This is a genomic window from Streptomonospora mangrovi, assembly GCF_027604915.1.
Taxonomy (GTDB): Bacteria; Actinomycetota; Actinomycetes; order Streptosporangiales; family Streptosporangiaceae; genus Streptomonospora; species Streptomonospora mangrovi.
Genome location: NZ_JAJAQC010000042.1, coordinates 42,802 through 69,384 on the forward strand (window position 1 = coordinate 42,802; position 26,583 = coordinate 69,384).

The 26,583-nt window shown below is 73.1% G+C and carries 33 protein-coding genes; 17 read left to right on the forward strand and 16 right to left on the reverse strand.

Annotated elements, in window-relative coordinates; genetic code table 11:
• Position 1 precedes the first annotated feature (1 nt).
• On the forward strand, positions 2–577 hold the full coding sequence (locus LG943_RS21200; RefSeq protein WP_270074085.1) for a TetR/AcrR family transcriptional regulator: 576 nt from the start codon (positions 2–4) through the stop codon (positions 575–577).
• A gap of 49 nt (positions 578–626) precedes the next feature.
• Here the strand turns inward: LG943_RS21200 and LG943_RS21205 are convergent, their stop codons facing one another.
• From LG943_RS21205 to LG943_RS21220, 4 genes are all read right to left on the reverse strand, one after another.
• The gene (locus LG943_RS21205; RefSeq protein WP_270074086.1) at positions 627–1,094 is read right to left on the reverse strand and encodes a hypothetical protein; all 468 of its coding nucleotides are present in this window, start codon (positions 1,092–1,094) and stop codon (positions 627–629) included.
• The gene (locus tag LG943_RS21210; protein ID WP_270074087.1) at positions 1,091–1,246 is read right to left on the reverse strand and encodes a hypothetical protein; all 156 of its coding nucleotides are present in this window, start codon (positions 1,244–1,246) and stop codon (positions 1,091–1,093) included. The genes LG943_RS21205 and LG943_RS21210 overlap by 4 nt, the downstream gene beginning before the upstream one ends.
• A 173-nt stretch (positions 1,247–1,419) precedes the next feature.
• A complete protein-coding gene (locus tag LG943_RS21215) occupies positions 1,420–1,893 on the reverse strand; it encodes a hypothetical protein (RefSeq protein ID WP_270074088.1) in 474 nt (157 codons plus the stop codon).
• 139 nt (positions 1,894–2,032) lie between these two features.
• Positions 2,033–2,461 carry a winged helix-turn-helix transcriptional regulator gene (locus LG943_RS21220; protein ID WP_270074089.1) on the reverse strand — a complete coding sequence of 143 codons (429 nt, stop codon included), beginning with the start codon at positions 2,459–2,461 and terminating at the stop codon, positions 2,033–2,035.
• A 117-nt stretch (positions 2,462–2,578) separates the two neighbouring features.
• Here LG943_RS21220 and LG943_RS21225 point away from each other — a divergent pair, with 117 nt between their 5' ends.
• From LG943_RS21225 to LG943_RS21235, 3 genes are all read left to right on the forward strand, one after another.
• On the forward strand, positions 2,579–3,439 hold the full coding sequence (locus tag LG943_RS21225) for an SDR family oxidoreductase (protein WP_270074090.1): 861 nt from the start codon (positions 2,579–2,581) through the stop codon (positions 3,437–3,439).
• A 221-nt stretch (positions 3,440–3,660) separates the two neighbouring features.
• Complete coding sequence (locus tag LG943_RS21230) at positions 3,661–4,272, forward strand: dihydrofolate reductase family protein (RefSeq protein WP_270074091.1); 612 nt, start codon at positions 3,661–3,663, stop codon at positions 4,270–4,272.
• Between the two features lie 200 nt (positions 4,273–4,472).
• Positions 4,473–5,318, forward strand: a complete 846-nt coding sequence (locus tag LG943_RS21235; protein ID WP_270074092.1) for a DUF6585 family protein — start codon at positions 4,473–4,475, stop codon at positions 5,316–5,318.
• A 177-nt stretch (positions 5,319–5,495) separates the two neighbouring features.
• On the opposite strand, the gene LG943_RS21240 is transcribed toward LG943_RS21235, so the two are convergent.
• Complete coding sequence (locus tag LG943_RS21240) at positions 5,496–6,188, reverse strand: carbon-nitrogen hydrolase family protein (RefSeq protein WP_270074115.1); 693 nt, start codon at positions 6,186–6,188, stop codon at positions 5,496–5,498.
• A 271-nt stretch (positions 6,189–6,459) separates the two neighbouring features.
• Between LG943_RS21240 and LG943_RS21245 the strand changes: the two genes are divergently transcribed.
• Positions 6,460–7,683 carry an FAD-dependent monooxygenase gene (locus LG943_RS21245; protein WP_270074093.1) on the forward strand — a complete coding sequence of 408 codons (1,224 nt, stop codon included), beginning with the start codon at positions 6,460–6,462 and terminating at the stop codon, positions 7,681–7,683.
• Positions 7,684–7,745: 62 nt separating this feature from the next.
• On the opposite strand, the gene LG943_RS21250 is transcribed toward LG943_RS21245, so the two are convergent.
• Complete coding sequence (locus tag LG943_RS21250) at positions 7,746–8,669, reverse strand: alpha/beta fold hydrolase (protein ID WP_333486411.1); 924 nt, start codon at positions 8,667–8,669, stop codon at positions 7,746–7,748.
• Positions 8,670–8,835: 166 nt separating this feature from the next.
• On the opposite strand from LG943_RS21250, the gene LG943_RS21255 reads away from it, so the two are divergent.
• Entirely contained in the window at positions 8,836–9,489 is a 654-nt protein-coding gene (locus tag LG943_RS21255; RefSeq protein WP_270074094.1) for a TetR family transcriptional regulator, read from the forward strand.
• Entirely contained in the window at positions 9,486–10,799 is a 1,314-nt protein-coding gene (locus LG943_RS21260; RefSeq protein ID WP_270074095.1) for a glycosyltransferase, read from the forward strand. The genes LG943_RS21255 and LG943_RS21260 overlap by 4 nt, the downstream gene beginning before the upstream one ends.
• A 25-nt stretch (positions 10,800–10,824) precedes the next feature.
• On the opposite strand, the gene LG943_RS21265 is transcribed toward LG943_RS21260, so the two are convergent.
• Both LG943_RS21265 and LG943_RS21270 read right to left on the reverse strand, forming a co-directional pair.
• A complete protein-coding gene (locus LG943_RS21265) occupies positions 10,825–11,631 on the reverse strand; it encodes an alpha/beta fold hydrolase (RefSeq protein WP_270074096.1) in 807 nt (268 codons plus the stop codon).
• Positions 11,632–11,700: 69 nt separating this feature from the next.
• Positions 11,701–12,366, reverse strand: a complete 666-nt coding sequence (locus tag LG943_RS21270) for a DUF4097 family beta strand repeat-containing protein (protein ID WP_270074097.1) — start codon at positions 12,364–12,366, stop codon at positions 11,701–11,703.
• A 398-nt stretch (positions 12,367–12,764) separates the two neighbouring features.
• On the opposite strand from LG943_RS21270, the gene LG943_RS21275 reads away from it, so the two are divergent.
• Positions 12,765–13,067 (forward strand): hypothetical protein, encoded by a 303-nt coding sequence (locus LG943_RS21275; protein WP_270074098.1) that lies wholly within the window; start codon positions 12,765–12,767, stop codon positions 13,065–13,067.
• Positions 13,068–13,223: 156 nt separating this feature from the next.
• Here LG943_RS21275 and LG943_RS21280 read toward each other — a convergent pair whose 3' ends face one another.
• Both LG943_RS21280 and LG943_RS21285 read right to left on the reverse strand, forming a co-directional pair.
• Positions 13,224–14,477, reverse strand: coding sequence for a serine hydrolase domain-containing protein (locus LG943_RS21280; protein ID WP_270074099.1), 1,254 nt, complete (start codon positions 14,475–14,477; stop codon positions 13,224–13,226).
• A gap of 185 nt (positions 14,478–14,662) precedes the next feature.
• Positions 14,663–15,517: an enoyl-CoA hydratase/isomerase family protein gene (locus LG943_RS21285; RefSeq protein WP_270074100.1), complete on the reverse strand. Its 855-nt coding sequence runs from the start codon at positions 15,515–15,517 to the stop codon at positions 14,663–14,665.
• A 170-nt stretch (positions 15,518–15,687) separates the two neighbouring features.
• Here LG943_RS21285 and LG943_RS21290 point away from each other — a divergent pair, with 170 nt between their 5' ends.
• A complete protein-coding gene (locus tag LG943_RS21290) occupies positions 15,688–16,056 on the forward strand; it encodes a winged helix-turn-helix transcriptional regulator (protein WP_270074101.1) in 369 nt (122 codons plus the stop codon).
• A 245-nt stretch (positions 16,057–16,301) separates the two neighbouring features.
• Here LG943_RS21290 and LG943_RS21295 read toward each other — a convergent pair whose 3' ends face one another.
• The 3 genes from LG943_RS21295 to LG943_RS21305 form a co-directional block, all read right to left on the reverse strand.
• Positions 16,302–16,526: a hypothetical protein gene (locus LG943_RS21295; protein WP_270074102.1), complete on the reverse strand. Its 225-nt coding sequence runs from the start codon at positions 16,524–16,526 to the stop codon at positions 16,302–16,304.
• A gap of 283 nt (positions 16,527–16,809) precedes the next feature.
• Complete coding sequence (locus LG943_RS21300) at positions 16,810–17,067, reverse strand: antitoxin (protein ID WP_270074103.1); 258 nt, start codon at positions 17,065–17,067, stop codon at positions 16,810–16,812.
• Positions 17,068–17,265: 198 nt separating this feature from the next.
• Positions 17,266–18,156: an MBL fold metallo-hydrolase gene (locus LG943_RS21305; protein ID WP_270074104.1), complete on the reverse strand. Its 891-nt coding sequence runs from the start codon at positions 18,154–18,156 to the stop codon at positions 17,266–17,268.
• 125 nt (positions 18,157–18,281) lie between these two features.
• Here LG943_RS21305 and LG943_RS21310 point away from each other — a divergent pair, with 125 nt between their 5' ends.
• Together LG943_RS21310 and LG943_RS27825 are read left to right on the forward strand one after the other, a co-directional pair.
• A complete protein-coding gene (locus LG943_RS21310) occupies positions 18,282–18,710 on the forward strand; it encodes a MarR family winged helix-turn-helix transcriptional regulator (protein WP_270074105.1) in 429 nt (142 codons plus the stop codon).
• 90 nt (positions 18,711–18,800) lie between these two features.
• Complete coding sequence (locus LG943_RS27825) at positions 18,801–19,040, forward strand: hypothetical protein (RefSeq protein WP_456340060.1); 240 nt, start codon at positions 18,801–18,803, stop codon at positions 19,038–19,040.
• A 119-nt stretch (positions 19,041–19,159) separates the two neighbouring features.
• Here LG943_RS27825 and LG943_RS21320 read toward each other — a convergent pair whose 3' ends face one another.
• The 3 genes from LG943_RS21320 to LG943_RS21330 are packed head-to-tail and all read right to left on the reverse strand — an operon-like array spanning position 19,160 to position 21,565.
• Positions 19,160–20,329 (reverse strand): FAD-dependent oxidoreductase, encoded by a 1,170-nt coding sequence (locus LG943_RS21320; RefSeq protein ID WP_270074106.1) that lies wholly within the window; start codon positions 20,327–20,329, stop codon positions 19,160–19,162.
• A gap of 7 nt (positions 20,330–20,336) precedes the next feature.
• Positions 20,337–20,981: a TetR/AcrR family transcriptional regulator gene (locus LG943_RS21325; RefSeq protein WP_270074107.1), complete on the reverse strand. Its 645-nt coding sequence runs from the start codon at positions 20,979–20,981 to the stop codon at positions 20,337–20,339.
• Between the two features lie 35 nt (positions 20,982–21,016).
• Positions 21,017–21,565, reverse strand: a complete 549-nt coding sequence (locus LG943_RS21330; protein WP_270074108.1) for a hypothetical protein — start codon at positions 21,563–21,565, stop codon at positions 21,017–21,019.
• Between the two features lie 129 nt (positions 21,566–21,694).
• Between LG943_RS21330 and LG943_RS21335 the strand changes: the two genes are divergently transcribed.
• From LG943_RS21335 to LG943_RS21360, 6 genes are all read left to right on the forward strand, one after another.
• On the forward strand, positions 21,695–22,036 hold the full coding sequence (locus LG943_RS21335; RefSeq protein ID WP_270074117.1) for a tyrosine-type recombinase/integrase: 342 nt from the start codon (positions 21,695–21,697) through the stop codon (positions 22,034–22,036).
• A 789-nt stretch (positions 22,037–22,825) separates the two neighbouring features.
• Positions 22,826–23,611 (forward strand): Scr1 family TA system antitoxin-like transcriptional regulator, encoded by a 786-nt coding sequence (locus LG943_RS27790; protein WP_408648629.1) that lies wholly within the window; start codon positions 22,826–22,828, stop codon positions 23,609–23,611.
• An 87-nt stretch (positions 23,612–23,698) separates the two neighbouring features.
• Positions 23,699–24,100, forward strand: coding sequence for an ATP-binding protein (locus LG943_RS21345; RefSeq protein ID WP_270074109.1), 402 nt, complete (start codon positions 23,699–23,701; stop codon positions 24,098–24,100).
• Positions 24,101–24,234: 134 nt separating this feature from the next.
• Positions 24,235–25,083 carry a sigma-70 RNA polymerase sigma factor region 4 domain-containing protein gene (locus LG943_RS21350; protein WP_270074110.1) on the forward strand — a complete coding sequence of 283 codons (849 nt, stop codon included), beginning with the start codon at positions 24,235–24,237 and terminating at the stop codon, positions 25,081–25,083.
• On the forward strand, positions 25,080–25,901 hold the full coding sequence (locus LG943_RS21355; protein ID WP_270074111.1) for a protein phosphatase 2C domain-containing protein: 822 nt from the start codon (positions 25,080–25,082) through the stop codon (positions 25,899–25,901). Before LG943_RS21350 ends, LG943_RS21355 begins: the two co-directional genes overlap by 4 nt.
• Before the next feature lie 124 nt (positions 25,902–26,025).
• A complete protein-coding gene (locus LG943_RS21360; protein WP_270074112.1) occupies positions 26,026–26,445 on the forward strand; it encodes a plasmid replication, integration and excision activator in 420 nt (139 codons plus the stop codon).
• Positions 26,446–26,583: the final 138 nt, after the last annotated feature.

The window sequence follows — 26,583 nt, forward strand, 5'->3', positions numbered from 1 at the left end:
GATGACTGATGAGTCACAGCTCCGCCGGCAGGTGGTCGAGGCCGCCGACCGCCTCTTCTACGCCCACGGCGTCCAGGCGGTGGGCATGGACGCCGTGCGCGCCGAGGCCAAGGTGTCGCTGAAGCGCCTGTACTCGCTGTTCGCCTCAAAGGACGACCTGGTCATCGAGGTGCTGCGGTTCCGCTCGCGGCAGTGGGACACCGGCATCGCCGCCACCGCCGAGGGCGCCCGCACCCCGCGCGAGAAGCTGCTGGCGGTCTACGACTTCCTGGGGCTGTGGTTCGAGCAGGACGGCTTCCGCGGCTGCGCGTTCATCAACTCCTTCGGCGAGCTGGGCGGGGTGTCGCCGCGTGTCGCCGAGGTGGTGCGGCGGCAGAAGGCCGACTTCCAGCGCTACGTCGCCGACCTCGTCGCCCAGACGGGCGCGCCGCCCTCCCTGGCCCCCCAGTTGGCCCTCCTCGCCGAGGGCGCCCAGACCACCGCCGCGATCGCGGGCGACAGCGCGGCCGCCGCCGACGCCCGCCGCGCCGCGGAGACCCTGATCGACGCCGCATTGGCGGCGGGCGCGGCGCGGTAGGGGCGGGGCGGGCGTCCGCCCCGCCCGCCCCTCCGCCCGGCCGCGCCCGTCAGCGCGGGCGGCGGCGGGCGGTCAGGCGGGTCAGGGGCCAGGCGACCGCGCCGCTGAGGGCGCCCACGGCCGTTCCCGTGACCACGCTGCTGACGAAGGCGAACCCGCGCAGCAGCGCCGCCTCGGCCGCCGGGGGCAGCGCGCCCTCGAGGTTGCCGCCCAGGCGCGGGGGATCGCCGCCGAACCCCTGGGTCCACAGCAGCAGGTGCACCGCGCCCAGCAGGATGCCGTAGCACGCGCCCACCGCCACCAGGGTGAGCAGGGGATTGGGCACCCGCGCCCACACGGCCGCCGCGATCCACACCACGATCGGCGCGAACACCAGGACCGCGTTCACCGCCGGCCCGGCGAGGTCGAGGTCGTGGGCGACCGCGCGCGGCACCGCGAGCGCGGCCAGGCCCAGGACCGCGAGCGGGTGCAGGCCCAGGCGCCGCCGCGGGCCCTGGGGTCGCGGCCGCGCCGTCATCGCGCGCCCTCCCCAAGCCGGGCGGCACGGGTGGCCGCGCCGGGGGCGCCCAGGGCGCGGGCGCGGGGAAGGGCGTCGGGGTGGACGGCGGCGGCCTCGGCCGCGCCGCCGCCGGAGGTGTCCTTCGCCACCCGGGTGGGGGCGGCCGCCACCGCTGTCTCACATGTTCGCCTGCGCATACGCCTCGCTCCGGGTCCGGGGGTGCCGTCCCGACGACGGTAGGCGCGCGGCGGCCGCCCGATCCTCCGCCTCGGCGCTCTTTCCGGCTACATCCCGCGATGTAGCCGCGCCGCCCGGACTACACCCGGGGGCGCTGCCGGCGGCCTCAGGCGGCGCGCCGGCGGCGGGCGAAGAAGGCGTTGGAGGCGGGCAGGAACAGGCAGACCAGGGCGGCGAGCCCCAGCAGGGCCGGCACGGTGTCGCGGAGGAGTTCGTAGGCCGAGGCGCCGGCGAAGACCTCCGGGCCGTCCATGGCGACGGTGGCCAGGTCCAGCAGCGCGACGAGGGCGGCGGCGCCCACGAGCAGCAGCCGAGCCCATCCGCGCCCCTGGCGCACCATGACCGCCAGCAGCACGCCCAGCCCGATGACCAGCAGCGTGAACGCGCCCGAGACGGCCGCCTGGCGGAAGGCGCCCACGTCGCCGGAGGCCGCGCGCATGTCCGCCAGCCCGGTGGGGGCGATGACGAACATGTCCAGCACCCAGGTCACGGCGTCGAGGGCGATCACGGCAAGCAGGAGGAGGAACGCCGCCTCCACCGCCCGGGGGCGCCCGGTGCTCTCGGCGGTCGTACTCGCCATGGGTCCTCGATTCACGTGCTGCCGGCGGGGCGGCGAGCCCCGGGATGGGCCGTCCGAACGGTGCCGGACTGTACCGGAACCGCCCGCGCCCCGCCAGGGGCGGGCGCGGCACGCGCGGAGGCGGCGCGGCGCGCGCGGGTCAGGCGGGGGAGCCCTCGGCGCGGCCGGAGTCGTAGCGCTCCTGGGCGGCCAGGACGGCGGGCATGTGCGACTCGAGGTGGTCGATGAGGTCGAGCAGTTTCTCGGCGGTGGTGCGGCCCAGTTCGGTGAGGCTGTACTCCACGCGCGGCGGCATGACCGCGTGGACCTCGCGGTGCACGAAGCCGTCGCGTTCGAGGGCCTGGAGGGTCTGGGCCAGCATCTTCTCGCTCACGCCGTCGATGCGCCGGCGCAGGGCGTTGAAGCGGGCGGGCCGGGCGTGCAGGCCGGTCAGGACGAGCACCCCCCAGCGGCCCGTGAGGTGCTCCAGAACCGGCCGGGACGGGCAGGCGCGGGCGAACACGTCGAACGCGAGGTCGCCGGCCTGGGTGTCGGAGTCGGTCGCGGTCTGCGGCGCGGTCGTGGACATGCCTCTAGACTACCCAGCACACAGCACTTTCCAAAAGTTTGTGCTTTCCATTGGAAAGTGTACGGTGGGGTGCGCCGGACACCGGCACACCTCTCCCGACCTGCCAAGGAGCCCTCGATGATCGTCGTTACCGGAGCCACCGGCCAGCTCGGCCGCCTGGTCGTGGACCACCTGCTGCGCCGCGGGGTGCCCGCCGGCGAGGTCGTCGCCGCCGTGCGCGCGCCCGAGCGCGCCGCCGGCCTCGCCGCCCGGGGCGTGGTGGTCCGCGAGGCCGACTACGACCGGCCCGACACGCTCGCCCCGGCGTTCGCCGGCGCCGACAAGCTGCTGTTCGTGTCCTCCAGCGGTCCCGACGACCTGCGCGTCCCCCAGCACCGCGCCGTGGTCGAGGCCGCGCAGGCCGCCGGCGCGGGCCTCGTCGCCTACACCTCGATCGTCAACGCCGGCGCCAACCCGCTGAGCCTGGCCCGCGTGCACCGCGCCACCGAGAAGTTCCTGGCCGCCTCCGGCCTGCCGACGGTGCTGGTGCGCAACAACTGGTACACCGAGAACCGCACCGCCGGCCTGGCCGCCGCCGTCGAGCACGGCGCGATCGCGGGATCGGCCGGCGCGGGCCGGATCGCGTCGGCCAGCCGCGCGGACTTCGCCGAGGCCGCCGCCGTCGTGCTGACCTCCGACGTCGCGGCCGGCGCGGTCTATGAGCTGACCGGTGACACCGCGTGGAGCCTGCCGGAGTTCGCCGCCGAGGTGAGCGCCGCCTCCGGCCGCGAGGTCGCCTACACCGACCTGCCGCCCGAGCGCTACGCCGACCTCCTGGCCGGCGCCGGCGTGCCCGGGTTCATGGTGGAGGCGCTGGTCGACGCGGACGTGCGGACCGCCGAGGGCGCGCTGGCCCACGTCACCACGGACCTTTCCGACCTGCTGGGCCGCCCGACCACGCCCCTGGCCGAGACCGTCGCCGAGGCGCTCAAGGGCTGAGGCCGCCCCCGCGCCCCGGCCCGCTCCCGCCTCGGCCCGCTCCCGCCTCGGCGGCCGGAGGGAGCGGGACGGCGGCGGGCCGGCCGGTTGAAACCCGCCGGAGGGCGGTATGCCCACACCGCGGCGCCGGCACGGCCCGGCGCCGCGGCCGGCGGGCGCCTGCGGTGCGCGGGCGCCGGCGGAGGGGACGCCGGCCTCCCGTCCGGAAGGTGTGGTGCGAGATGAGACTGGTCATCCAGGAGTTCCTGTCGCTTGACGGGGTGTCCCAGGGCCCCGGGGCGCCCGACGAGGACCCCAGCGACGGGTTCACGCGGGGCGGCTGGTTCACGCCCTACGTGGACGAGGAGTTCGAGCGGCTGGCCACCGACTGGATCGCCGAGGCCGACGCCTTCCTGTTCGGCCGCCGCACCTACGAGAACTTCGCCCGGGACTGGCCGCGCATGCCCGACCACCCGTGCGCGCCGGCGCTCAACGGGCTGCCCAAGTACGTGGCCGGCCGCGCCTCCACCAGGGCCGACTGGAACCCCACCACGGTGCTGTCCGGCGACGTCCTGGCCGAGGTCGCCGAGCTGCGGCGGCGGCCGGGCCGGGAGTTGCAGGTCCACGGCAGCGCCCGGCTGGCGCGGTCCCTGCTCGCCGCCGGGCTGGTCGACACCCTGCGGCTGGCGGTCGCGCCGGTCGTGGTGGGCCAGGGCCGCCGCCTGTTTCCCGACGAGGGCCCGCCGGCCGGGCTGCGGCCCGTGAGCCAGCGCACCACCTCGGGCGGACTCTCGGTGCACGTCTTCGCCTGGGAGGGCAGCCCCCGGTTCGGCGCCTACGGCGCCGACGCGTGAGGCCAGCTCGGGAATCGCGGGTGCGGTGTCCGGTTTCCCGGTGTCACCGGCATTTCCGGACCGCTTTTCACGCCAACTCCGATCACTTCTTTAATAGCGGCTGAATTCTGCGGAAAACCCCGATTCCTCCGCTATTGCCCCCATCGCGGGTAGTTGAATCCTGGACTAAGCTCCGGCGGACACCCGCGAAGGAGGCCCCCATGGTAGGCGCCGCGTCGCCCCGCGAGCCCGGTGAACAGGACGATCACGACCCGGTACTGGGCCGGCGGATCGCGGTCTTCCGGCCGGTCCGCCCCTCGCCGGTGGTGCCGGTCATCGTCGCGGCGGCCGCCCTGGTGTTCGGCGGGATCATCCTCTACCTGCTCATCGTGTCGGGGTTGATCGCGAGCATATTCGGCATTGTGCTCATCGGCGCCGGCGTGGTCGTCCTCGGTTTCTCCGTGGCCGGAATGTGGATGACGGCCAACGACTACCGCAGCGGCAAGGAACTGCGCGTCTACGAGCACGGCGCGGTCGTGCGCCCTCGCGGCGACATGCCGCTGACCTTCCGGTGGGCGGACACCCGGCTGCTGGTGAGCGTGGTGCGGCGCACGTCCGTCTACACCTACGCCTACGCCCTGCTCGGTTCGGGCAACCGACCGGTCGTCATGGGGCAGAACATCATGCTCGTCAACGTCCTCTCCAACACCGAGGGCGACTCCGACTACGGCGACCTCCTCACCGCGCCCTTCTTCGAGCGCATCGACGTGTGGGGCCCGATGCTGGAGGAGGGTGTCACCCGCGCCCACCTGCCCCGCGTCCGGGCGGAACTCACCGCGGGCCGCGCGGTGGAGTTCGGCCCGGTCACCGTGTCACCCGAAGGGCTGACCGTCGACCGCACCCAGATCCCCTGGGGCGAGGTCGCCGGCATCACGATCGACAACGGCTACCTCCACATCAAGCGCACCGGCCACCTCTTCCGCACCTCCCAGCCGGTCAGCCACATCCCCAACTTCCTCGTCCTGGTCGCCGTGGTCCGCGAGTTCACCGGCACGTCGCTGACCTAGCCGCCCCCGGCCCGCGCCGAAGCCCGGGTGCCGACGTTCGGGTCGCCTGGCGTGGACGGGGCGCGGTCATCGGCATGACCGCGTCTCCGGGGGCGTGGCCGGTCCTCGCCGCGCCGGCGCCGGGCTCGGCCGGGGAGATGGGGGTGCGGGTCGGCGGGTCGGCGGCGCGCTACGGCTTCACCCGGTGAAGACCGCCCGCGCGATGCCGCCGGGCTCGGGACCCGCCTCGGCGAGCCTTTCGCCCCGGGCGGACCAGATCCCCGAACGGCCGGACGTCCGGTCGAAGCCGCCGCCGGTGGGACCGGCGAAGGCCGCCGTGGCCGTCCACACCCCGTGGTCGGCGGCGACCCGGCGGGCGCGCTCGCCGTGCAGCCCGGACTCCTCGGCGGAGTGGACCACCCCGGCGACATAGCCGTCGGCGCCCAGCGCGACCGTCGTGGCGGCGTGTTCGGGAATCCCTGTGTCGCGGCAGACGGCGAGCCCCAGCCGCCAACCGTCCACCTCGACCACGGCGGGCTCGCCGGGCGTGAAGTGCGCGGCTTCCTCGCCGTGCAGGTGGACCTTGCCGTAGGCCACGCGCGCGCCGGCCGCGTCCACGGCCAGGACGCCGATGCGCGGCCCCGGGACGGGCGCGCCGACCAGGGCGAGCGCCCCGGTCGCGGCGCAGGCGGCCGCGATCACCGCCAGCCGCTCGTCGTCGGGGGAGACCGGCGCCGCGTCCAGGTGGTACCCGGTCAGCGACATCTCGGGGAACACCACCACCCGCGCCCGCGCCGCCCGGACCGCCTCGGCGTGGGCCGCCGCGTTGGCCGCCACGTCGTAGGCCGCGCACCTCGGCTGCGCCACGGCGACGCTCAGCGCCGACCGCATCGCCACCCGCCACCCCCTTCATCAAGGCGCGGCCAGCCTATCCGGCGTCCCCCGCCGGCCCGCCGCGCACCCGCCCCGGCGGCCCGCCGGCCACCGGGCGCTCCCTACCCTGGTACCACCCCGCGCCGCACCCGGCGGCGCGGCACGCGACCATGGGACTCCACGGCGTGCTTGCCCCCGACCCCCAGGCCGCGGGATCCACCGGGCCGGGCGCCGGCCCCTCCCCCTCACCCCGCATCCGCCAGGACGGCTCCCCGAAGGACGACCGCACATGACCGGCACGCCCTTACCCGCGCCTCCCTCACCCGAGCCCGACGACGCCGAGCCCGAGCCCGCCCGCCCCGCCGGCACCGCCGTGGTCGTCGGCGGCGGTATCGGGGGCCTGGCCGCCGCCTTGGCCCTGCGCCGGATCGGGTGGAGCGCCACCGTCCTGGAGCGCGCCCCCGCCTTCGGTGAGGTGGGCGCGGGCATGTCCCAGTCGCCCAACGCGCTGCGCGCCCTGGACGCCCTGGGGGTCGGCGAGCGCGCCCGGTCCGTGGGCGTCCCCTTCCACGGGCCGTTCGACCTGCGCACGCCCACCGGGCGGCACCTGGTCAAGGCGCCGCCGGACAGCGGGACGCCGCTGCTGGGCTTCCACCGCTCCGACCTCCACCGCGTCCTGCTCGAAGCCCTTCCGCCCGCATGGCTGCGCACCGGTGCCGAGGTGACCGGGGTGCGCCAGGTGGCCGGCGGGGCCGTGGTCGAGTCCGCCGTCGGCGACCTGCGCGCCGAGGTGGTGATCGGCGCAGACGGCGCGCACAGCATCGTGCGCCGCACCCTGTGGCCCGAGGCCGGTCCGCCCCGGTTCACCGGCGGCACCGTCTGGCGCGGCATCGCCCCCACGCGCCTGGAGCGCGGGTTCATGGTGATGGGGCGCGGCGCCTACGCGCTGGCGATGCCGGTGGCGGGCGACCGGGTCTACTGGGCGCTGGCCTGGAGGGCGGACGGCCCCGGGCGCCGCTACGACGACGAGCACGCCGAGGTCGCCCGGCGCGTCGCCGACTGGCCTGACGACCTGCGCGCCCTGGTGGCGGCCACCCCGGCCGAGGCCGTCCTGCACCACGACGTGTTCGACCTGGCCCCACTGCCGGACCACGCGCGCGGAACCGTCGCCCTGCTGGGCGACGCGGCGCACCTGATGTGCCCGGACCTGGCCCAGGGCGCGGGCCAGGCATTGGAGGACGCGGTGGTGCTGGCCGCCGCGCTCGCCACCGAGAGCGGGACGCGCGCCGCGCTCGCACGCTACGACGCCGAGCGCCGCCCGCGCTCCCAGTGGGTGGCCAGAAGCGCCCGCGACAACGCCCGCCAGAACCTCGCCGCCGGCCGCGTCGCGCACGCCGCCCTGGTGGTGTCGATGTCGCTGGTGCCCTCCTCGCGCTGGGCGCGGTGGGCCGAGCGGGGCCTGGCGAAGCTGTGGGGGTGGCGTCCGCCCGCGCTGCCGGAGCCGCGGCCCTGAGCGGGTGACCGCGCCGCCGCGCTGCGGCGTCGGCGCGGTGCCGCCCGAGCGGGCCGCCGCCGTCAGCTCCGCGCGGCTGCGTCGAGGTCGCGCAGCAGGGCGCGGACGCGGGCGGGATCCTCGTGCGGGGCCAGGTGGCCGGCGCCCTCGACGGTGTCCACGCGCGCGGCCAGCAGGTCGCGGGCGGGCGCGGCCAGCCGGGCGGGCGGGAAGAAGCGGTCGTGGGATCCGGTGGCCACGTGCACGGGGGTGTCGCGCCAGCGGCGCACCGCGTGCTCGGGCAGGGGGCCCGGGGCCAGGCTGGTGCGGCAGGAGCGGGCCACCAGGGTCATCCAGTCGGCCAGTTCGGGCGGCACCTCCGCGCCGGGACCGCTCATGAACGCCAGCAGCCGCGCGCTGCTTCCCGGTGAAGGGGCGGCCAGCCACGGCAGGGTGACCCGCATCAGCGCGGCGCTGAGCGCGGCGGGCGCCAGCCCGGCCGGGTTGACCAGCGCCAGCCCGGCCACGCGGTCGGACGGCTCGGCGGCCAGCGCCACCGCCGCCCCCAGCGAGTGGCCCAGCACGAGGACCCGGCGCTCGGCCGCGCCGGCGAGCACCTCGCCCAGCCAGGCGCCGTAGGCGCCCAGGCGGTCGCCGCCGGGCCGCAGCGGTGCGGCCAGGCCCGGCTGCCCGGGCAGGTCGACCAGGTGCACCGTGCGGTCGGGCGCCAGCGCCCGGGCGAGCGCCAGTCCGGTGGCGCTGTTGAAGTTGGTGCCCGGCAGCAGCAGCACCGGTGTGCCGTCTCCGCCGTCGGCGGTGAAGAGCGGGGTGGCGCCCAGGCCGGTGGCGAGGGTGCGCTCGCGCAGGCGGGGGTCCGCCGCCAGGCGGGAGCGGCACCAGGCGCGGACGCGCCGCTCGGCCGCAGCGCCCCGGTAGATCCGGGCCGGGCGGCGGAGGGAGCGGGCGGGGGCGGGGGAGAGGGCCATGGCGGCCTGCCTTCCGGTCACGACGACGACACCGCCGACCAGACTTCCCGGCACACCGGGCGCACCACGCGCCGTCCCCCCATCCTGGCGGCAGGCGTCGCGCCCGTCCATGCCGGGCCGCGTCCCCACCGCTAAGAGTGCGCTAATACCGGCACACCGCACTGAATGTACGTTTATTGTGCTGAACATGCGTTCAACAGAGGACCTGACCGCCCGGGCGCGCATCCGCGACTCCGCCCTGGCCCTGTTCGCCGACCACGGCCCGGCGGCCGTCAGCGTCGCCGCCGTCGCGCGGGCGGCGGGCGTCTCCCCGGCCCTGGTCATCCACCACTTCCAGTCCAAGGACGGCCTGCGCCGCGCCTGCGACGCGCACGTGCTAGCCCTGGCGCGCGGCCGTCCGGGCGAACCCGCCGACGCCGCCTCCCGCGACACCGCCGGCCTGGCCGCGGTGCTGGAGGAGGCCGGACCCGCCCGCACCTACCTCGCCCGCGCCCTGCTGGACGGCACCCCCGCCGCCGCCGACCTGTTCGACGACCTGGTCGCGGCCACCGCCGCCTGGCTGGAGGAGGGCCGGCGCGAGGGCTGGGTGCGTCCCTCGTCCACCGAGCCGCGCGCCCAGGCGGCCGTCTACGTGGTCTGGCTGCTGGCGCCCATGGCCTTCGGCGGTCACCTGTCCCGCGCCCTGGGCACCGACCTCACCGGCCTCGACGCCACGCTGCGCGTCTCCCGTATCGGCCTGGAGATGCTCACCGGCGGCCTGTTCGCCGACGACCGCTGGCTGCGCGCCTGGGACGGCGTCCTCGCCCGCCGCTCCGGCGCCGCCCCGAAGGAGGACACATGAAGGCGCTCCTGCTCACCCAGGGCACCCGGGGCGACGTGCAGCCGTTCCTCGCCTTGGCCCGCGCCCTGCACCGGGCCGGGCACAGCGCGCTGGTCGCCGGCCCCGCCGCCAGCGCCGGACTGGCGGCCGAGCACGGTGTCGACTACCACCCCGTCGACGACGGCCCCACCGCGCTGATGGGCGATCCCGAGTTGGGCGGGGCCATGGCCACCGGCCTGCGGGGGCTGCGCGGCACGGCCGAGGCCGTGAAGGTCATGCGCCGCATCAAGCCGCTCATGGGCCGGGTCTACGCCGGCATGGCCGACGCCGCGGAGGGAGGCGCCGACGTGGTGGTGTACAACCCCAGCACGCCCGGCGGCCACATCGCCGAGTACCTGGGGGTCCCGGCGGTGCCCGCCCTGCTCCAGCCCACGTGGGTGCCCACCGCCGCCTTCCCGGCGGCGGGGTTCCCCGCCGCCCAGGTCCCGGCCGCGCTGAACCGGGCCACCTACACGGCTCTGGCGCTGTCGGTGCGGGCGCTGGCACCGGTGGCCGACCGGCTGCGCGCCGAGCGGCTGGGCCTGCCGCGCCGCCCCGGCCGCCACGACATCCTGCGCCAGGCCGACGGCACCTTCTCCACCGTCCTCCAGGGCTTCAGCCGCCACCTGCTGCCCGCGCACACCGGCTACCCCGACCGCGTGCACACCACCGGCTTCTGGTTCCCGCCCGCCTCAGGAGCGGGGCTGGACCGGCGCGTCGAGGCGTTCCTGGCCGCCGGCCCGCCGCCGGTGTTCATCGGTTTCAGCAGCATGCCCGGTGCCGACCCGGCGCGCAGCGGCCGCATGATGGCCGGCGCCGCGCGGGCGGCGGGGGTGCGGGCGGTCATCGCCTCGGGCTGGGGCGGGATCGACGCCTCCGCGCACACCGGAGATGACGTGCTGGTCATCGGCACGGCACCGCACGACCTGCTGTTCCCCCGCTGCGCGGCGGTCGTGCACCACGGGGGAGGCGGCACCACGGGCGCGGCCCTGGCCGCCGGGCGCCCGCAGGTCATCTGCCCCTTCTGGGGGGACCAGCCCTTCTGGGCCGAGCGCGCCCACGCCTCGGGCGCCGCCGTCCGCCCGCTGCGGGGCCAGGAGATGACCGCCGAACGCCTGGCGGCGGCCATCACCGAGGCCGTGACGAGTACGGCGATGGCCGCCCGCGCCCGCGACCTGGGGGAACTCGCCCGAGCCGAGGCCGGTGCCGAGGGCGCCGTCCGGATCCTGGAACGGGTCCGGGGCGGCACCGACCCGGCGGGGCGGGGGGACGGAGCCGGCGCGGGGGCGTGACCGCGCCGGGCCGCCGGCCACGGCCTCAGCTCCGCTCGCGGCTGAGGTCGGCGACCTCGCGGACGGCCGCGGTGACGGCCGGGTAGTCCTTCTTGAGCAGGGCGCCGTGGTTGCTGGGGACCTTCGCGGCGACCGTGATGTTGGGGTTGCGCTCGGTCACCCCCGTGAGGCTGGTGCGGATCAACTCCTGCTCGTCGCCCTTGCTGCCGAAGGAGGTGCCCGAGGCGACCACGTAGCGGGTGGGCACGGTGATGCCGTCCAGGACCGGGCCCAGGGCGTCGGCGCGGGAGATCCAGCCCAGTTCGATGTTGCTCTGCGCCTGCTCCGCGGGGGTCAGCCGCGGGGTCAGGCCGGTGGGGCGCAGCAGCCGCATGAGCGGGTTCAGCCGGCGGAACATCGTGGTGATCCGCTCGGCCATGGCCTCGTCCATCCAGTCGTAGGGGAAGGCGCCGTCGACCAGGACCGTGCCCAGGGCGCGGTCGGGGTTGCGGTGGGTCCAGTGGGCGGCGACGTAGGCGCCGTAGGACCAGCCGACCACCACCGCGCGCCGCACGCCCCGGGCCGCCAGGACGGCGTCGACGTCGCGGAGGGCGGCCTCGAAGGAGTAGTCGGCGGAGAGGTGGGACTTGCGGCCGCGGCCGCGCTCGTCGTAGGTGATGTGGCGCCAGTCGGGGCCGAGGTCGGCGATGACGTGCCGCCAGTAGCCCTGGGTGGCGAACTGGCCGTTGAGGTAGACGACGGGGGTGCCGGAGCCCCCGGTGTCGGTGACGGCCAGGGCGGTGTCCTCTACGGGAAGCATTCCGGTCCAGGCGGCGGGGGCGGTGGTGGCCATGGGGTTCTCCTGTTCGGGGGTGGGGATGGGTGGGGGGTCGGCGGGCCGGGCTTGGTGCTGGTCAGCGGGTCAGAGGCTGCGGGCGGTGATGTTGCCGTGGGTGGTGGTGGCGTGGATGTGCAGGGTGGGGGTGCCGTCGTTCTTCAGGGAGTTGTCGATGCGGCCGTAGCCGACATGGGAGTCCAGGGTGGCCGAGGCGCCGGCGGCGGCGGTGACGTTGATGTCGCCGGACTGGGTGCTCAGGTTGAGGGTGCCGGCGGCGGCTTCGGCGATGGTGATGTCGCCGGACTGGGCGGTGATGGTGGCGTCGCCGTTGAGGCGGCCGACCACGGTGTCGCCCTGGGTGGCGGTGAGGGTCAGGGCGGCGGCTTCGTCGATCTTGGTGTGGTTGTAGGCGCCTTCGAAGGTGACCTGGCCCAGGCGGCCTACGCCGCGCAGTTCGCAGGCGGCGGTGGTGGCGCGCACGTGGGAGTCGGCGGGGAGTTGGACGGTGATCTCGACGGCTCCGGCGGAGCTGAGGACCGTGTTCTTGGGTTGGGGGGTGTGGATGCGCAGGACGCCGTCGGTGTAGGTGGCGGTGGTCTGCTGGGCGGAGGTGACGTCGCGGTTCTTGGTGGGGTTGGCGGGGCGGATGTCGACGGTGGTGTCGGTGCGGTCGGCGGCGATGATCTGGATGCGGCCGGCGGGGAGGGTGAGGTGGGCGGTGATGGGGGCGGGGGTGGTGAAGGTCTGCATGGTGTGCTCCTGGCTGGCTGGGTGGTGGTTCGTGGTGGAGTGTGGTGCCCGTGTCGTTTCCAACATCGCAAAAGCTACGTTGCTTTCCAGGTTCCTTCAACTGCATCGTTGCGACTGAACGGTGTTTTTGCAGGTGGATAAGCTAAAATCGTTGCGCCGAGCGCGAATGGAATGCAACGTTGGTGGTGTGCTCGTTGCAATGCAGATGGACGGAACGCTATGGGGTGCACTTGACTGCGCATGCCACCCGGCGCCGTCCCGCTCCGCCGTCCGCCCAGGCGGCACCGTGCCCCGATGGCCGATTGCGGAAAGCGGCGGGTGCTGGGCGCAACGTGTTCGCGCCTCAAGAATCGAACCGCCGACATCGTCAAGGGTGAGGGACGGGTTCGATGCTCCGAATGCAGGCAAGGACGGCCGCCGCCTGGGCGGCCGCCGCGGTCGCCCTGGGTGCGGCCGTGTCACCGGCGGCCGCTGACAGCGGGGCAGGCGCCTCCCAGGCGCGCTCCACCGCTGCGGGCACTGCGGGCACTGCGGGCGCCGAGGCCGCCGCGACGTCCGCGGCGGCGTTGAAGCTGGCGGGCCGCTACGGGACCAAGGCGGCGTGCGCCGAGGCCGGGGAAAAGGGAGTCAGCGCGGGCTCATGGAAGTACTGGGAGTGCCGGCCGATCGGCGACGGCAAGCACGCCCTTTACGTGGGGTGACACCACCCGCCCCCGAGGCGGGGAGCCGACCCGGGCCGCGCACCGCCGAGTCGGTGCCCCTCACCGCCGAACCCGCCTGAGACCGGCGACCGGGCGAACGCGCGGGGGCCGCCGCCGGATCGGCGACGGCCCCCGAAGGGTGCGGCGGGGTGGGGCTCAGCCGGCGGACCCGGTGTCGCCGAACACCGCGTTGATGAGTCCGTTCAGCGCCGCCGGGAACGCGGCGGCCGGGTTCATGTCGGAGTCACCCGTGCTCACCCCGGCGGTCAGGGTGGTGCGCCCGTCGAGCGAGCTGACCATCACCGACCCGAACCCGCCCGGCGTGCCGCCGTTGTGGTGGACCACGGTGGTGGTGCCGGCGCCGGTGCTGCGCTCCTCCACGAACAGGCCCAGGCCGTAGCCGATGGCGGGGTCGGGCGTGCGCATCTCGGCCAGCAGCGGGGCGGGCAGCAGCCTGCCGCCCATCAGCGCCGAGACGAACCGGTGCAGGTCCTTGGTGGTCGAGATCATCTCGCCGGCGCCGTGCAGCAGCGACGGGCTCTGCCGGGTGACGTCCACGACCTTCCACTCGCCGCCGTCCTGGTAGCGGTAGTAGCCGTGGGCGTGCGGGCCGGGGATGTCGAGCCGGGCGCCCGGCACCAGGGTGTCCGCCATGCCGAGCGGCCGCAGGATCCGGCGCCGCATCTGCTCGCCGTAGGGGCGGCCGGTGAGGCTCTCGACCAGCAGGGCGGCCATGACGTAGTTGGTGTTGGTGTACTCGAACGCCTCACCGGGGGCGAACCGGGACGGCCGGGCCAGCGCGAACTCCACCAGCTCGTCGGGGCGGTAGGTCTGCAAGCGGGTCTCCACCCACTCCTTGCCCGTGGCGGGGATGCCCTCGACCAGGGAGCCGTCGGGGCCGAGCACACCGGTGAAGTTGTGCAGGCCGCTGCGGTGCTGCAACAGCATCCGCACGGTGATCTCGCCGTCCAGCTCGAAGCGGGGCAGGTGGGGGGCCACCGGGTCGTCCAGCCCGATCACGCCGTCGGCCACCAGTTGGAGCACCAGGGTCGCAACGAAGGTCTTGGTGGTGCTGGCAATCCGGAACAGGCCGTTGGTCGGGGGCTTGGCCGCCGCGCCGAGCTTGCGCACTCCGGCGCTGCCCACCCACTCGCCCCGGGCGTCGTTCACCCGCATCTGCACCCCGGCGAACCCGGCGTCCACGACCGCCTGCACGGCCTCCTGGAGTTCGGGGCGGTCCGGCCCCGCGGCGGTGGGGGCCTCGGCGGCGGTGTCGTCGGCGGCGGCCGTGCCCGCCGCGGCCGGGACTCCCAGGAGAGCGGCCGCCGACACCCCCGTGACGGCGGTCCGGCGGGAGATCAGCGGAGCCTGCTCGTCGGCGCCGTCAGCGGTGTGGAGGGTCTCGCTCATGGTCGTGTCCTTGTCTCGTGCATCGCAACAGGTGGGAGGCGCCCTGCGAAAGCCGCGGCAGCGCCTCAGGCACCTGCCGGCCCCTCTCGGCGGCCACGAGACGGAGTCTTCTCCTTGACCCAAGGTCAAGGTCAAAGGTGACCCCGGTCACAGTCAGGGGGGAGGTGAGACCCGCCGCCCCCGCCTCAGCGGCCCGCTCGTCCCTCCAACTCCTCCCACAGGTCGCGGAGCAACTCTTCGAGCCGCAACTCGCCCTCCCGGGTGTGGGCGCCGCGTTCGAGGCCGCCGCGGATGAGCTTCTCGGCGGCGGGCCTGGCGATCAGGCCGGCCCACGCCTGGTGTTCGCGGGCGAATCCCTCGGCCGGGTCCACCGCCGGCACGGCCGACTTGGCGGCCTCGATGACGCCGTCGGGCAGCGCCGCGATGTTGCGGGCGAGCCGGTCGACGAAGGCGTCGAGTTCGTCGGCGGGCAGCGCGCGGTTGACCCAGCCGTAGCGTTCGGCGGTCTCCGCGTCGACCGGATCGCCCCCGAGCACCACTTCGAGCGCCCGGTTGCGGCCGAGGCGCTGCCCCAGGTACTGCGTGGCGCCGCCGCCGGGGGTGATGCCCATCAGCGCTTCGACCTGTGCGAGCCGCGCCCGTCCGATGGCGGCGAACGCCATGTCGGCGGCCGCCACGAACTCGGCCCCGCCGCCGCGCGCGATACCGGCCAGCTTCACGATCGTGACCTGCGGCTGGTGCCGCACGGCCTCGCCGAACGCCTGGAACACGTTCAGCCCCTCCGGCGCCTTTGCCGCCAGGCCGTCGAAGGCCGCGGGGTCGTCGACCAGCGTCATGTCGACATGGGGAATGAAAAAGTCGGGGTCGGCGCTGCTGAACACGATGACCCGGACGGCGGAATCGTCGCGGACCTTTTCAAGGAAGTGCAGGACGTCGGTCATGAACTGGACGCCGAGGACGTTCACCGGCGGGTGGTCGATGACGACGTCCGCCACTCCCCGCTCCAGGCTGATCCGCAGGGTCGGGAAATCCTCCGCCATAAAGAATTCTTTGGGCACGGCCGGTTCTCCCATTCCGCACATGGGCCGCCGAGTGCGGCTCACGTGCCTTGATATCTGTAGGTTCCTGATATGTACCTACAATGGTCCTGCCGTTCGGAGATCGTCAACCACGCACTTTCACCATCCTAGGGATGCTCAGGGATACCCACATGAACAACGACGTCGTCCACCGGGTCGACTGCCCGAGCCGCGTCATTCTCGACCAGATCGCGGACAAGTGGTCGATGCTGGTCCTGGCGGTGCTCAGCGAACCGCGACGCTTCAACGAGATCAAGCGACTCCTGGAGGGCATAACCCAGCGCGTCCTGACCCAGACCCTGCGCCGCCTCGAGCGCAACGGAATGATCACCCGCCGAGTCCTACCCGGCCGCCCACTCGGCGTGGAGTACTCCCTCACTCCGCTCGGCCGGTCCCTCCAGGGCCCGTTCGGCGAACTCTACGACTGGACCGTGTCCAACATGGACGCGATCCAGGCCTTCCAACGCGCCTACGACAGCCGCACCGAGCAGTCCACATGACCAGAGGAATTCACCCGGAGCGCCGACCGGGCGTGCGGATCACGTCGGGGACTTCCGTGGTTCAACGCCCGGTTGGCCGCGCAAATGGTGGAACCATCGTCGGAAACCCCATGCCCGCGTGCTGCCGCCGCATATAAATGGCGGGAAACACGAATACGCCGACCGTGAGGCCGAAAAAAGCCCACCAGGCTAAGGCGCCTCGCCAATCCGGATGAAGGACGGTCATCCGTCATGATGACCGCCGCTCAGATGTCGTCGTCCGGGGGCGTGCCGTGAGCGCGGTCGGATGTCCGCAGCCAGAGGAAGGCCCCGGCCAGAACGAGCGCCACCGCGCCGTACCCAATGGCCAGAAGCCCGTTGCCGGAGATGAGCGGCGGAACCGCCTGGCAGGCGAAGAAGACCGCACCGAATGCCGTCGCCAGCACCCACCCGGCGCGCCCGCGCTCCTGCGGGCCTGGAGTTCGCGGCATCGGCGCCTCCTGTGCGATGGGGAGGGGGGTGGTGATGCCGACCCCTGACAGAGAGTCAACGCGCCCCACCCGCCTCGCGCAACCCCCGACGCCGGGCTAGGTCACCGGCGCCACGGCCGCCGCCCGCGTCCCATCCATCAGCGCACACGTGCTTCCGAATCCACGCACCCAGGGATTCAGGTACCGACTGCGGATGGGAGCGCGGGGTTCGAGCGAGGTGAGGCGGGGACGCCGTGGTGGCGGGTCGAGAGGGGACGGCCGTGAGCCGCTCGACCCGCTGCCGTCAAGGACGGTACTTCGGCGGGCCGCCGGGGCCGTGTCGGTGGTCCCGGCCGTACGGCGCGCCGCGCCCCGGGCGGCCGCGCTGGTTGGAGAGGTACCTCGACACCCCGCCGAGGGCCTTGTCGATGTGGCGGTTGTACTTGCCGCCGGTGCGCCGCTTCACGGTCTCGCCGGCCCTGCGGAGATGCCGGTTCGCCGCGTCGGGGTTCCTCCGTACGAAGCCGAGGACCTGCCGGAGCAGCCTCTGGAGGTTGGGCATCGTGCTCACCTCGTTCCCGGTTACCGCCGGAGAGTGCGTGTTCCCGTTCCCCCGGACGAAATGCAACATGCCGCGTCACCGCCAAGTCTATGAGACGCCCGTGTAACGCCCGGTGCCCTTGCGACGGGTCGCCCCCACGGGCGGGCCGAGGCCCGCCCCGGTGGCCGGGGCGGCCTGTCCCCCGTCGCCTCGCGGGTTTCAGTCGGGCAGGGGAGCCCAGAAGCGGGCTCCGCCGCCGTCGCGGTGGACGCGGCCGAACTGGACGTCGGCGAAGTGGATGCCGAACCCGATCGTGCCGGGCTCCTCCAGTTCGGCGATGAGGGCGCGGCGGTGGTCGGCGGCCTGGTCGGGGTCGTGGTCGACGGAGGCCGACCATTCCGGACGCCCGACCTGGACCGGCGAGTGCAGGGCGTCGCCGAAGGCGATCAGCCGCCGCCCGCCGCCGGTGATGACGTATGCGGCGTGCCCGGCTGTGTGGCCTGCGGTGATCCGGACCCGTACACCCGGGAACACCTCCTCGCCGTCGCCGACCGTGCGGACGCGCGGGGCCAGGGCGGCGATGGTGTCGGCCATGCCCTCGGCCGCGAGGCGGTCGCGCTGGGCCCACTCCGGTGCGGCGACGAGGTGGGCGGCGTGGGCGAACGGCGGGTGCTCCGTTCCGGGGGCAGGATGATCCACCCAGCCCAGGTGGTCCACATGCAGGTGGGTGAAGGCGACCGCCTCGACCTCCTCGGGCCGGCGGCCGGCCCGGGCGAGGCTGTCCAGCAGCGCGCCGCCGTGGATCGGGCCGCGCGGGGTCCGGGGGTCGGGCGGCAGTGACTGGGGACCGAAGCCGCAGTCGATGAGCAGTGCCCGGCCGCGGTGCTCCACGAGCAGGCCCCCGATGCTCGCCACCAGGTACCCGGAGGCGTCCAGGTACTCCGGGTGGGCGGCCCAATCCTCCCCGGTGGTGTCGGGCAGCCAGCCGCGCGGCGGGAGGAGCACCGCCCCGTCGGGCAGGTAGGTCACCCGCGTGTCGCCCAGGCGCAGCGAGCGGATCACCGCCGTCCGCCGCAGCCGTTCGGCGATGTCCTCCGCGATCGTGTCCATGTGCTCTCCCTGTGTCCCTGGTGGGTGGCCGCCGCCTTGCGGCGGCAAGGGAAGACGATATGGAACAAGCTTGGAATATGCAAGCTTGAAATATTTTGGCTTTATGTACTTGCTAGGATGGAGCCATGTCGACGTCCCCGGAGGCGCAGGCGACGGCGGAGCGGCAGCTCTGCGGGCTGGTGAACGGCGTCGCCCAGCAGATCGCCCACCACGTGCAGGAGCGCGCCGCCACCCTCGGCCTCACCGCGCCCCAGGCCACCGCCCTGCGGGAGATGAGCGGTCCCCTCACCATGCGCGAACTCGCCGACCGCATGAGCTGCGAGCCCTCCAACGCCACCTTCGTCGTCGACAAGCTGGAGAAGCAGGGCCTGGTCGAGCGCCAAGCGCACCCCACCGACCGCCGAGCCAAGGTGATCGCCCTCACCCCCGAGGGTGCGGAACTGCGGGAGCGGCTCCTCGGCATCCTCAGCCAGGACTCCCCGTTGGGCGCCCTCAGCGCCCAGCAGCAGAGCGCACTGCACGACCTCCTCCAGCAAGCGCTGTCCCGCCCCTGACCTTTACGGCACGCGCCGAGGCGGGGCAAGCCACCGCGTGTTAGCGGGGGTGTCAGCACAAAGGCCGGTTCCCGAAGCAGGAACCGGCCTTTGACCTGGGCGCACTCGGGAGGATTCAAACCCCGCCTGCGGATCCGTACTCCGACCAATGGGGTTTCGTTTACCGCCGCAGAGTGCCGTTTGAGTGCGGTCGGCTATGCCAATCCCCAGGTTCTCGCCGGCATCGTGCTTATCCGGACCTTTCTCAGCTTCTCGCTGGAGGTCGAACTGGAAGGCCGCTGGCCCTGGCGGTCCCGCAAGCCGACCACGCCCGCGGCGGCCGACCGGTGAGTGCCCGCCCCGCCGGCCGCCGGGCGTGGGCGCGGCGGGGCCGCGCTCACGCGCACGTATTCCGGATGCGGGGAAGCGCGGCTGTTGCGGTCCCGTGATCGGGTCGGACGCCCGCGCACTCAGCGTTCGAGTTGGAGGTGGCGCTGGATGAGGCGGCTCATCCAGGGGTAGGAGGCCATGCGCAGGGGGAGGTCACGCAGCCACAGTCGGACGGGGTCGGCGGGGGCGTAGAGCCCTTTGACGCGCCGACCGAGCACCTGCTTGCGTTCGACCTCCGGGCGCAGGCGGGCCTCCCACTCGGACAGCGCCGCGCCGATGTCGCCGGGGTTGTCTTCCAAGGCGGTACCCAGAAGGTCGGCGCCGCCCACGGCCAGGGCCGATCCGTGGCCGGCGAAGAGGGTCACGCACCAGGCGGCATCGCCGAGCAGGACGACGCGGCCCCGGCTCCAGCGCGGCATGCGGATCTGGCTGATGGTGTCGAAGTAGACCGATTCGGCTGTGCGGAGCCGGGCGAGGACGGCGGGGGCCGCCCAGCCCATGTCGGCGAAGGCGCGCGGCAGGGCCGTGCGCGGCCCGTCGGCGAGCTCGGTCGCGGGGTCGGCGGTGCGGTAGCCGAGGAAGGCGCTGGCGCGCCCGTGGCCCAGGCCGATGACGGCGAGGGTGCGGCCCCGGTGGGTCAGGGTGGCGGTGGCGGTCTCGGAGACCGAGGCGGTCGGGCTCTCCAGCATGAAGGCCGCGGCCATGTGGTGCAGATCGTGGCGGTAGTCGGCCTCGGGGCCGAAGACGCGGGCGCGGACGGCCGAATGCAGGCCGTCGGCGCCGATGAGCAGGTCGGCGACCGCGGTGGTGCCGTCGCTCAGCCGCACGCGGACCTCGCGCGCGTCCTGGGTGATGGTCTGTGCGGTGGTGGCGAAGCGGATGTCGGCGTGGGGGCGTACCGCCTGGTAGAGAACGTCCTCGATATCGCCGCGCAGGAGGTTGTGGGTGCGTGAGCCCATCAGCGCGCGGACCGTGTCGCCGGGGACGGTGAAGGCGGTGGCTCCGCTTGGCTTGATGTAGACGGTGGAGTCGGGCACGATGCGGCGCTGGGCGAGCGTGTCGAGGACGCCCATGCGCTCGGCGGCGTCGTAGCCGATGCCGGAGAAGGCCACGGCGTAGCCGCTGCTGCGGCGCTGGGGTGCGCGCTCGAGGACGGTCGTGTGCCATCCGGCTTGGTGCAGGCGCAGCGCGGCGGCCAGGCCGGCGATTCCGGCGCCGACGATGATCGCGCGGGGTTGGGGTGAAGCCATGGGCGTCTCAGTTCCTGGTGTGGTCGGTGCCGTGCGGTCTGGCTCGGGGTGTGGTCAGACCCGTGGTGACGATGTCGATGAGCAGGTCGAGGATGCGGGGGTAGTGCTCGGGGGAGGCCAGGCGGTCGGCGTTGACGGGCAGCAGCAGCACCGCCTGGAGGACGCCGACGATCACGGCCGGCTCCCCGCCGTGGAGTTCCCCCTCGGCGTGCTTGGCCGCGACGAACTCGTACAAGGCGGTGACGGGATTGTCGGGGGCGGTGGTCACCACCGACGGGTCGAGTTTGCGGGCCACCGCGGTCATCTCCTCGGGGTGGGTCATCAGCCGCCGGTAGAGGGGGTCGGCTGACAGCTCGGTGAGGGCGGCGTGCAGGAACCGGCGCAGTCCTTCCCGCACGTCGGTGGTGCTGAGCAGGCCCTCGTCGACCACCTTGCGCTTGACCTGGGCCATCTGGCGCAGCATCAGCTCCAGGTACAGCGCCTCCTTGGAGTCGAAGAACTGGTAGAAGCTGCTCTTGGCGATCTGGGCGGGGGCGACCAGTTCCTCCAGAGAGGTCTTGCGCAGGCCCTGGGTGGTGAACCGGGCGCGCCCCTCCTCCAGCAGTGCTCGGGTGATGCGGGTCCGCTCCTCGGCGGAGAACGCGGTCGGCATGGCGCCCTGCCCTTCAATTTCTGGATCCGTTTCCGTCATATGGTTTCAGAAGGGCGTGTCTGAGTGGCGCGTGCGGCGCTGGTGAGGGCCAGCCGGTAACCCCGCCACCGTGCGATCGCGATGATGAGGGCGGTCATGAGGAGTGCGCCCGCCCCCAGGGGCAGCACGGTGGCCAGTCCATCGGTGCCGGCGTTGGCGACGGTCCAGCCGATCTTGAGGGCCAGGCCGCCGTTGATCACGATCAGGCCCCAGCCCAGGGACCGCTGCCAGAAGGCGGCGCACAGGCCGCCGATGAGCGCGGGAATGAGCGGCAGGGTGACCCAGGTGATCCAGGTGGGGTCGGCGAACAACGCCTCCTCCATCTCCAGCACGCCCTGAATGCGGGGGTCGATCTGATCGGGGGCGGGGGCGGGGAACCAGAAGAAGCTCGACAGCATCGCCGTGATGGTCACCGCCAGCCACCACGGGCGGTGCGTCCAGCAGAAGTAGGCGATAGGGAGGAAGAACAGGGGCCGGATGTACCAGCTCAGCGGGTTGAGGTGGCGCGGCCAGGCCCAGGTGAGGAAGTCGGCGATCAGGTCCATGGTGGTCCCTTGGGTTGTGCGGGGCGCCGGTGCGCCCCGCTTGAAAACATAAAAACACTTTAGGATTTTGTTTTCAAGTGGTCGTGGTGCGATCGCGCTCACGGGAACGGCCGCGCCGGGAAGAGAGCCCTGGTCGAGAACCGGCCCAAGGACGCGTTGGTCTTCACCACCAAACGGGGCGCACCGCTGCGGCTGCGGAACTGGCGCAACCGGGAGTTCGCCGCTGCGGCCAAGGCCGCCGGCCTCGACGGCACCGGGCTGACTCCGCACAAGCTGCGGCACACGGCGGCCTCACTGGCGATCGCGGCCGGGGCGGATGTGAAGGTGGTCCAACAGATGCTCGGGCACGCGTCGACGACCATGACGCTCGACCGGTACGGGCACCTGTTCCCCGACCGCCTGGAGGAGGTGGCCGAAGCCATGGACGCCGCCCGCGTCAAGGCCACGCGGCGGGCGGATGAGGCGGCGTAGCCGGACCTCTCGCTCAGTGCCATGTGCAATGAATGTGCAACGCGGCCCGCTCCGAAGCCTCCCCGAGTCTGCGGACACGGATAAGGCCCGGCCTGTCGGTGCAGGTCGGGCCTTATCTTTGCCGGCTAGGCGATGCGCACTCGGGAGGATTCGAACCCCCAACCTTCTGATCCGTAGTAGGCGTGGGGGTGTCCAGGTCAATCCGCCGATGGCTGGTGACCTGCTGACGAGCGGCGTTCGGACCCTCGCGATTCCTTCGGCGTCCCGGCCCGTCCACGGTCGTTGTTAGCACCGGCGTTAGCAAATATCGGAGCGCCTACCTGCACACGTCCTCAGCCACGCGCGCGGGATGGCTGTATAGAAAGGCGGCTCAAGGTCGGCAACCACGGTAGCGCTCAGCCACGGTCCCGGTCCGAGGTGCTCGGTCGCGCCGGGGGCGGCCACCCGAGACAGTCAGGGTCGCGCGACCGAGTGCCTCGGGACCGAGGACGCCAGGGACCACAGCCGGTTCCCCGGTAACGTGGCGTCGCCTCGCTACGGCTGGGTCCGGCGACGGCGCGACCCACAGCCGACGGGTGGCCTCCAGGCGGCGGAAGGTCGCGCGACCCCCGGCGGCCGGCCGCGCGCTCGGGACCGGGCGGCAGCCCGCAGCTCGAGCGGCGGGCGGCACGCCGGGAGCGACGGCGCGAAGCGCCGTCGCCTTGATCCCATACAGCCCAATTCGGCAATGATCACGGCGTGCTGCCAAGCGGAGCGGGTGGGGCGGGTCATCCTGTAGAACCGTCGAGTATGGGTGATGAACGGCTTCGGGAACTTGGTGGCGAACTGCGCGCGATGCGGACGGCTGCGGGCTTGTCCGGTCGGAAGATGGCGCACCGTGCCGGGGTACCCCAGGCGACGGTGTCCCGCGTGGAGAACGGCCAGCGTGTGGACACTCCAGCAACCGTTGAGAAGCTCGTAAATGCGCTGCCTATCGCCCCCGAGGTCGCCGACGAACTCCGCACTCGTATACGAGACGCCTATGCGGCATCGGCCGATCGCCGGGTTGACGCCGGTGTCTCTTTGAAGCCGGACGGTCCCCGGCAGTGGGAGCGGGGTACTGCGCCTGTGCGGGAGTTCCATTCGGCGATGGTCCCGCGAGCGCTTCGCTCGCCGGAGTACTTCCGCGCTACCGGCTTGCCCGAGTCACCGTTGGCGCAACCGGCCCCGGGGTCCACGCGCACATTCCGCTGCGTCGTCACGGAAGGCGCTCTTCGCACCTGGCCGGGCTCCGGGACCGTGATGCCGGGGCAGCTCGATCGGATCCTTGAGGCCGACAACTTGTCCAGCCTCCACCTGGGCGTCATCCCGTGGTCGGTGCCCCTCCCCGTCGTCCCGCCGCACGGGTTCACCGTCTTCGGTGACGAGGCGGTGGTGGTGGAGACCTACACGGCCGTGATGACCCTCACTGAACCGGGCGCCGTGGCGTCCTACCGCGATGCCTACGCCCGGCTGGAAGAGGCGGCGATCACGGGAGAGCCCATGCGCGAGCTGCTGCTACAAATCCGCCGGGACCTAGCGGAGTTTGCAGGATGATTCAATGAATACATTGAATCATTGGCCGCTGGTGGCTTACTCTGCACATCACTGCGGTGTATAGCCCTCTAGACGGTGGTGGTTGCGATGGTCAGTTGGTCCCGCATGTTCCCCGGCCTGCCCGCCGAGGTGGCTCAGGCGCGAGCGTTCACCCGCACGGTCTTGGACGACCACCCTCTTGCCGAAGACGCCGAACTCGTCGTGAGCGAACTGGCGAGCAACGCCGTCCGGCACTCCCTCAGCGGGGCGTGGCGTGGCCCCTTCGTCGTCTTCGTTGACAGCGAACCCGACATGGCGCACGTGGCCGTAGTCGATCTCGGCTCCTCGGACACCAAGCCCTACGCCCGCCCGCTGGGCACCATCGACATCCGCGACGACGGCGGGCGCGGACTGGGCATCGTCGCCGCCGTATCCAAGGAATGGGGCTTTGAGCCGGATACGTTCGGGCTGCGTGTGTGGGCGAAGCTGGTCACTGACGCGCCTTCATGACCGGACCGCGCATGCCTCGGCGTCGACGGCGGTTCAACGCCGTCAGCTCAACGTCCGGCCAGGTCATCGAGCCCTCTTTGTCTAGGGACCTAGACTCGTTGTCAGCGCCTGGCGCAGACGATGAAAGAGGGCCGATGTCGAGCGAGTATGAACGTATCGCCGCGATCGAGAATCCATTCGCTCTGCTGCGCGCCGCCACCGAACGCCTGGGGGAAGCCCAGCAGGAGGTGACCGACCTCGCCCGGCTGCGCCGCCGCACGATTCAGGAGTTGCACGCGCAAGGACTCTCCTATGCCCAGATAGCCGCGCAGGCGGGCCTGAGCCGGGGGCGCATCCACCAGATCCGCCACACCGGCCCGGCGCCCGAGGGCGCGTTCTTCGGCTCGGGGACCGTCACGGTCATCACGCCGCTGCGTCCCGAGCCGGGCAAGCCTCGAGCGGCCGTGTCGTTGGACGACGTCAACACCGGCAAGCGGCTGGAAGACCTCGCGCGCTCTTACGACCTCACTGTGCGGGACGACCACGTCGGCGTTGACGGCTCGGTGGACCTGAACCGTCCCGGGCTCGTGGTGGTGTGCGGGCCTCGGATGTCGGAAGCCATGCGCGACACCTACGCTCAGGATCCGGTGTTCCGGTGGGAGCGTGAGGAAGGCCGCCCGTGGTGCCTTCGCGACACCCGCACCGGGGAAGTGCACTTCGCTGGCTCTGACCAGACACCGCCCTCGCCCAGTGACCTCGGCTATCTCGGCCGCCTGCCCCGGCCTGACGGTGCGGGCTCGCTGCTGGCGATCGCGGGCATCCACCCGGCCGGGTCGCTGGGCGTGGCGCATTGGCTGACGACCGACATCGCGACCCTGTGGGGCCAGGTCGGCGACGGGCGGTTCTCCGTCCTGATCCGCACCGAGTACGACCCCGACACCAACGAACCCGTGAAAACCGAGATGGCGACCCCGCTGTACCGCCACGACGGGGACACGGCGTGAGCTTGCGCCTGGCCACCGCCCCCGCCAAGCCCGACCGCCCCAACGAGGACTTCGCCGCCGTCGGAGCAAACGCCGCCGTGCTCCTGGACGGCGCCGGCACTCCTCCGGGCACGCAATCCGGATGCCTGCACGGCGTCGCCTGGTACGCGCGGACCCTGGGCGGGCTGCTGCTGGGTGCTCTCGGGTCGGATGACACGTTGGCCGGGGCACTGGGCGCCAGCATCGAGCGGGTGAACCGCCTGCACGCCGAGACCTGCGATTTGATGCACTCCGACACCCCATCGGCGACCGTGGTCGCCGTGCGGTGGGATACGACCGACATCGAATACCTGGTGCTCGCCGACTCCGTGCTGGTCCTTGACCACGTCGGCGACTCTCCCGAGGTGGTCACCGACGACCGGGAGGCCGTGGTCGGCCGGGAGCTGCGCAAGCCCATGGACGCGCTCGCGACCGGTACGCCCGAGCACGCGCGCGCCCTTCGGGACTACGTCGCCGCGCTGGCCGACCACCGCAACCGGCCGGGCGGGTTCTGGGTCGCCAACACCGATCCGGCCGCCGCTGACGAGGCGATCACCGGCCGCGTGCGCCGTGACGAGGTGGTCTCAATGGCGCTGCTCAGTGACGGCGCGAGCCGCCTGGCCGATCGGTTCGGCCTGGCCACCTGGCGTGACACTCTTGACACCCTCTCCGCTGAGGGTCCGGCCGGTCTGATCCGCCAGGTGCGCCGCGCCGAAGACAGCGATCCGGACGGGCTCCGCTGGCCGCGCGGTAAGGCACATGACGATGCCACCGTGGTCTACGGACGCGCCGAAGACTGAGTACCCCCCTAGACAATCACCGGCACCGCAAGCTATCTTCTGTCCATACCCCTAGACAGCACTCGCTGTGGCGGCCGGTCCACACTGTCTAGGGGGGTGTACAGCCGAGTGAAAGGGCTATGAGATGGCGATTCAGGGTGCGCTGCCGATCGAGTTCGGGACGGTGTTCCCGCGTGGTGCCTACGCGCTGGGGGTGGAGCCGGTGACCGACTTCGAGACCAAGCGCCCGCAACTGGACAAGGCGACGGGGCTGCCGCTGTGGGCGGTGGATGTGATCGACGCCGATCCGGACGCGCGGGGCAAGGCCAAGAGCGTGAAGGTCAAGGTGGCCGCCGAGCACTGCCCGGTGCTGCCTGAGGAAGTGCCGGGGCTGCCGTTCCGCCCGATCGAGTTCGAGGCCATGTCGGTCATGCCCTACGTGGATGAGTCGGGCCGCCGTCCTCGGGTGGCGTACTCGCTGCGGGCGCGGGGCGTGAAGACCCCCGGCGGACCGGCCGCCTCGCGCAAGGCCCCGGCGGCTGCGGCCGCCAAGGACGCCGCCTAACCAGCCGCTGGACCCAAGCGGGGCGGCCGTTGGTGTTGGCGCACCCGGCCGCCCCTTCAACCCCTCTGATCCGCGACTTCCCAATCACGTGATGGCAGAAGAGGTGTCTTCAGTATGTCCGACCGAACCGCGCGGGTG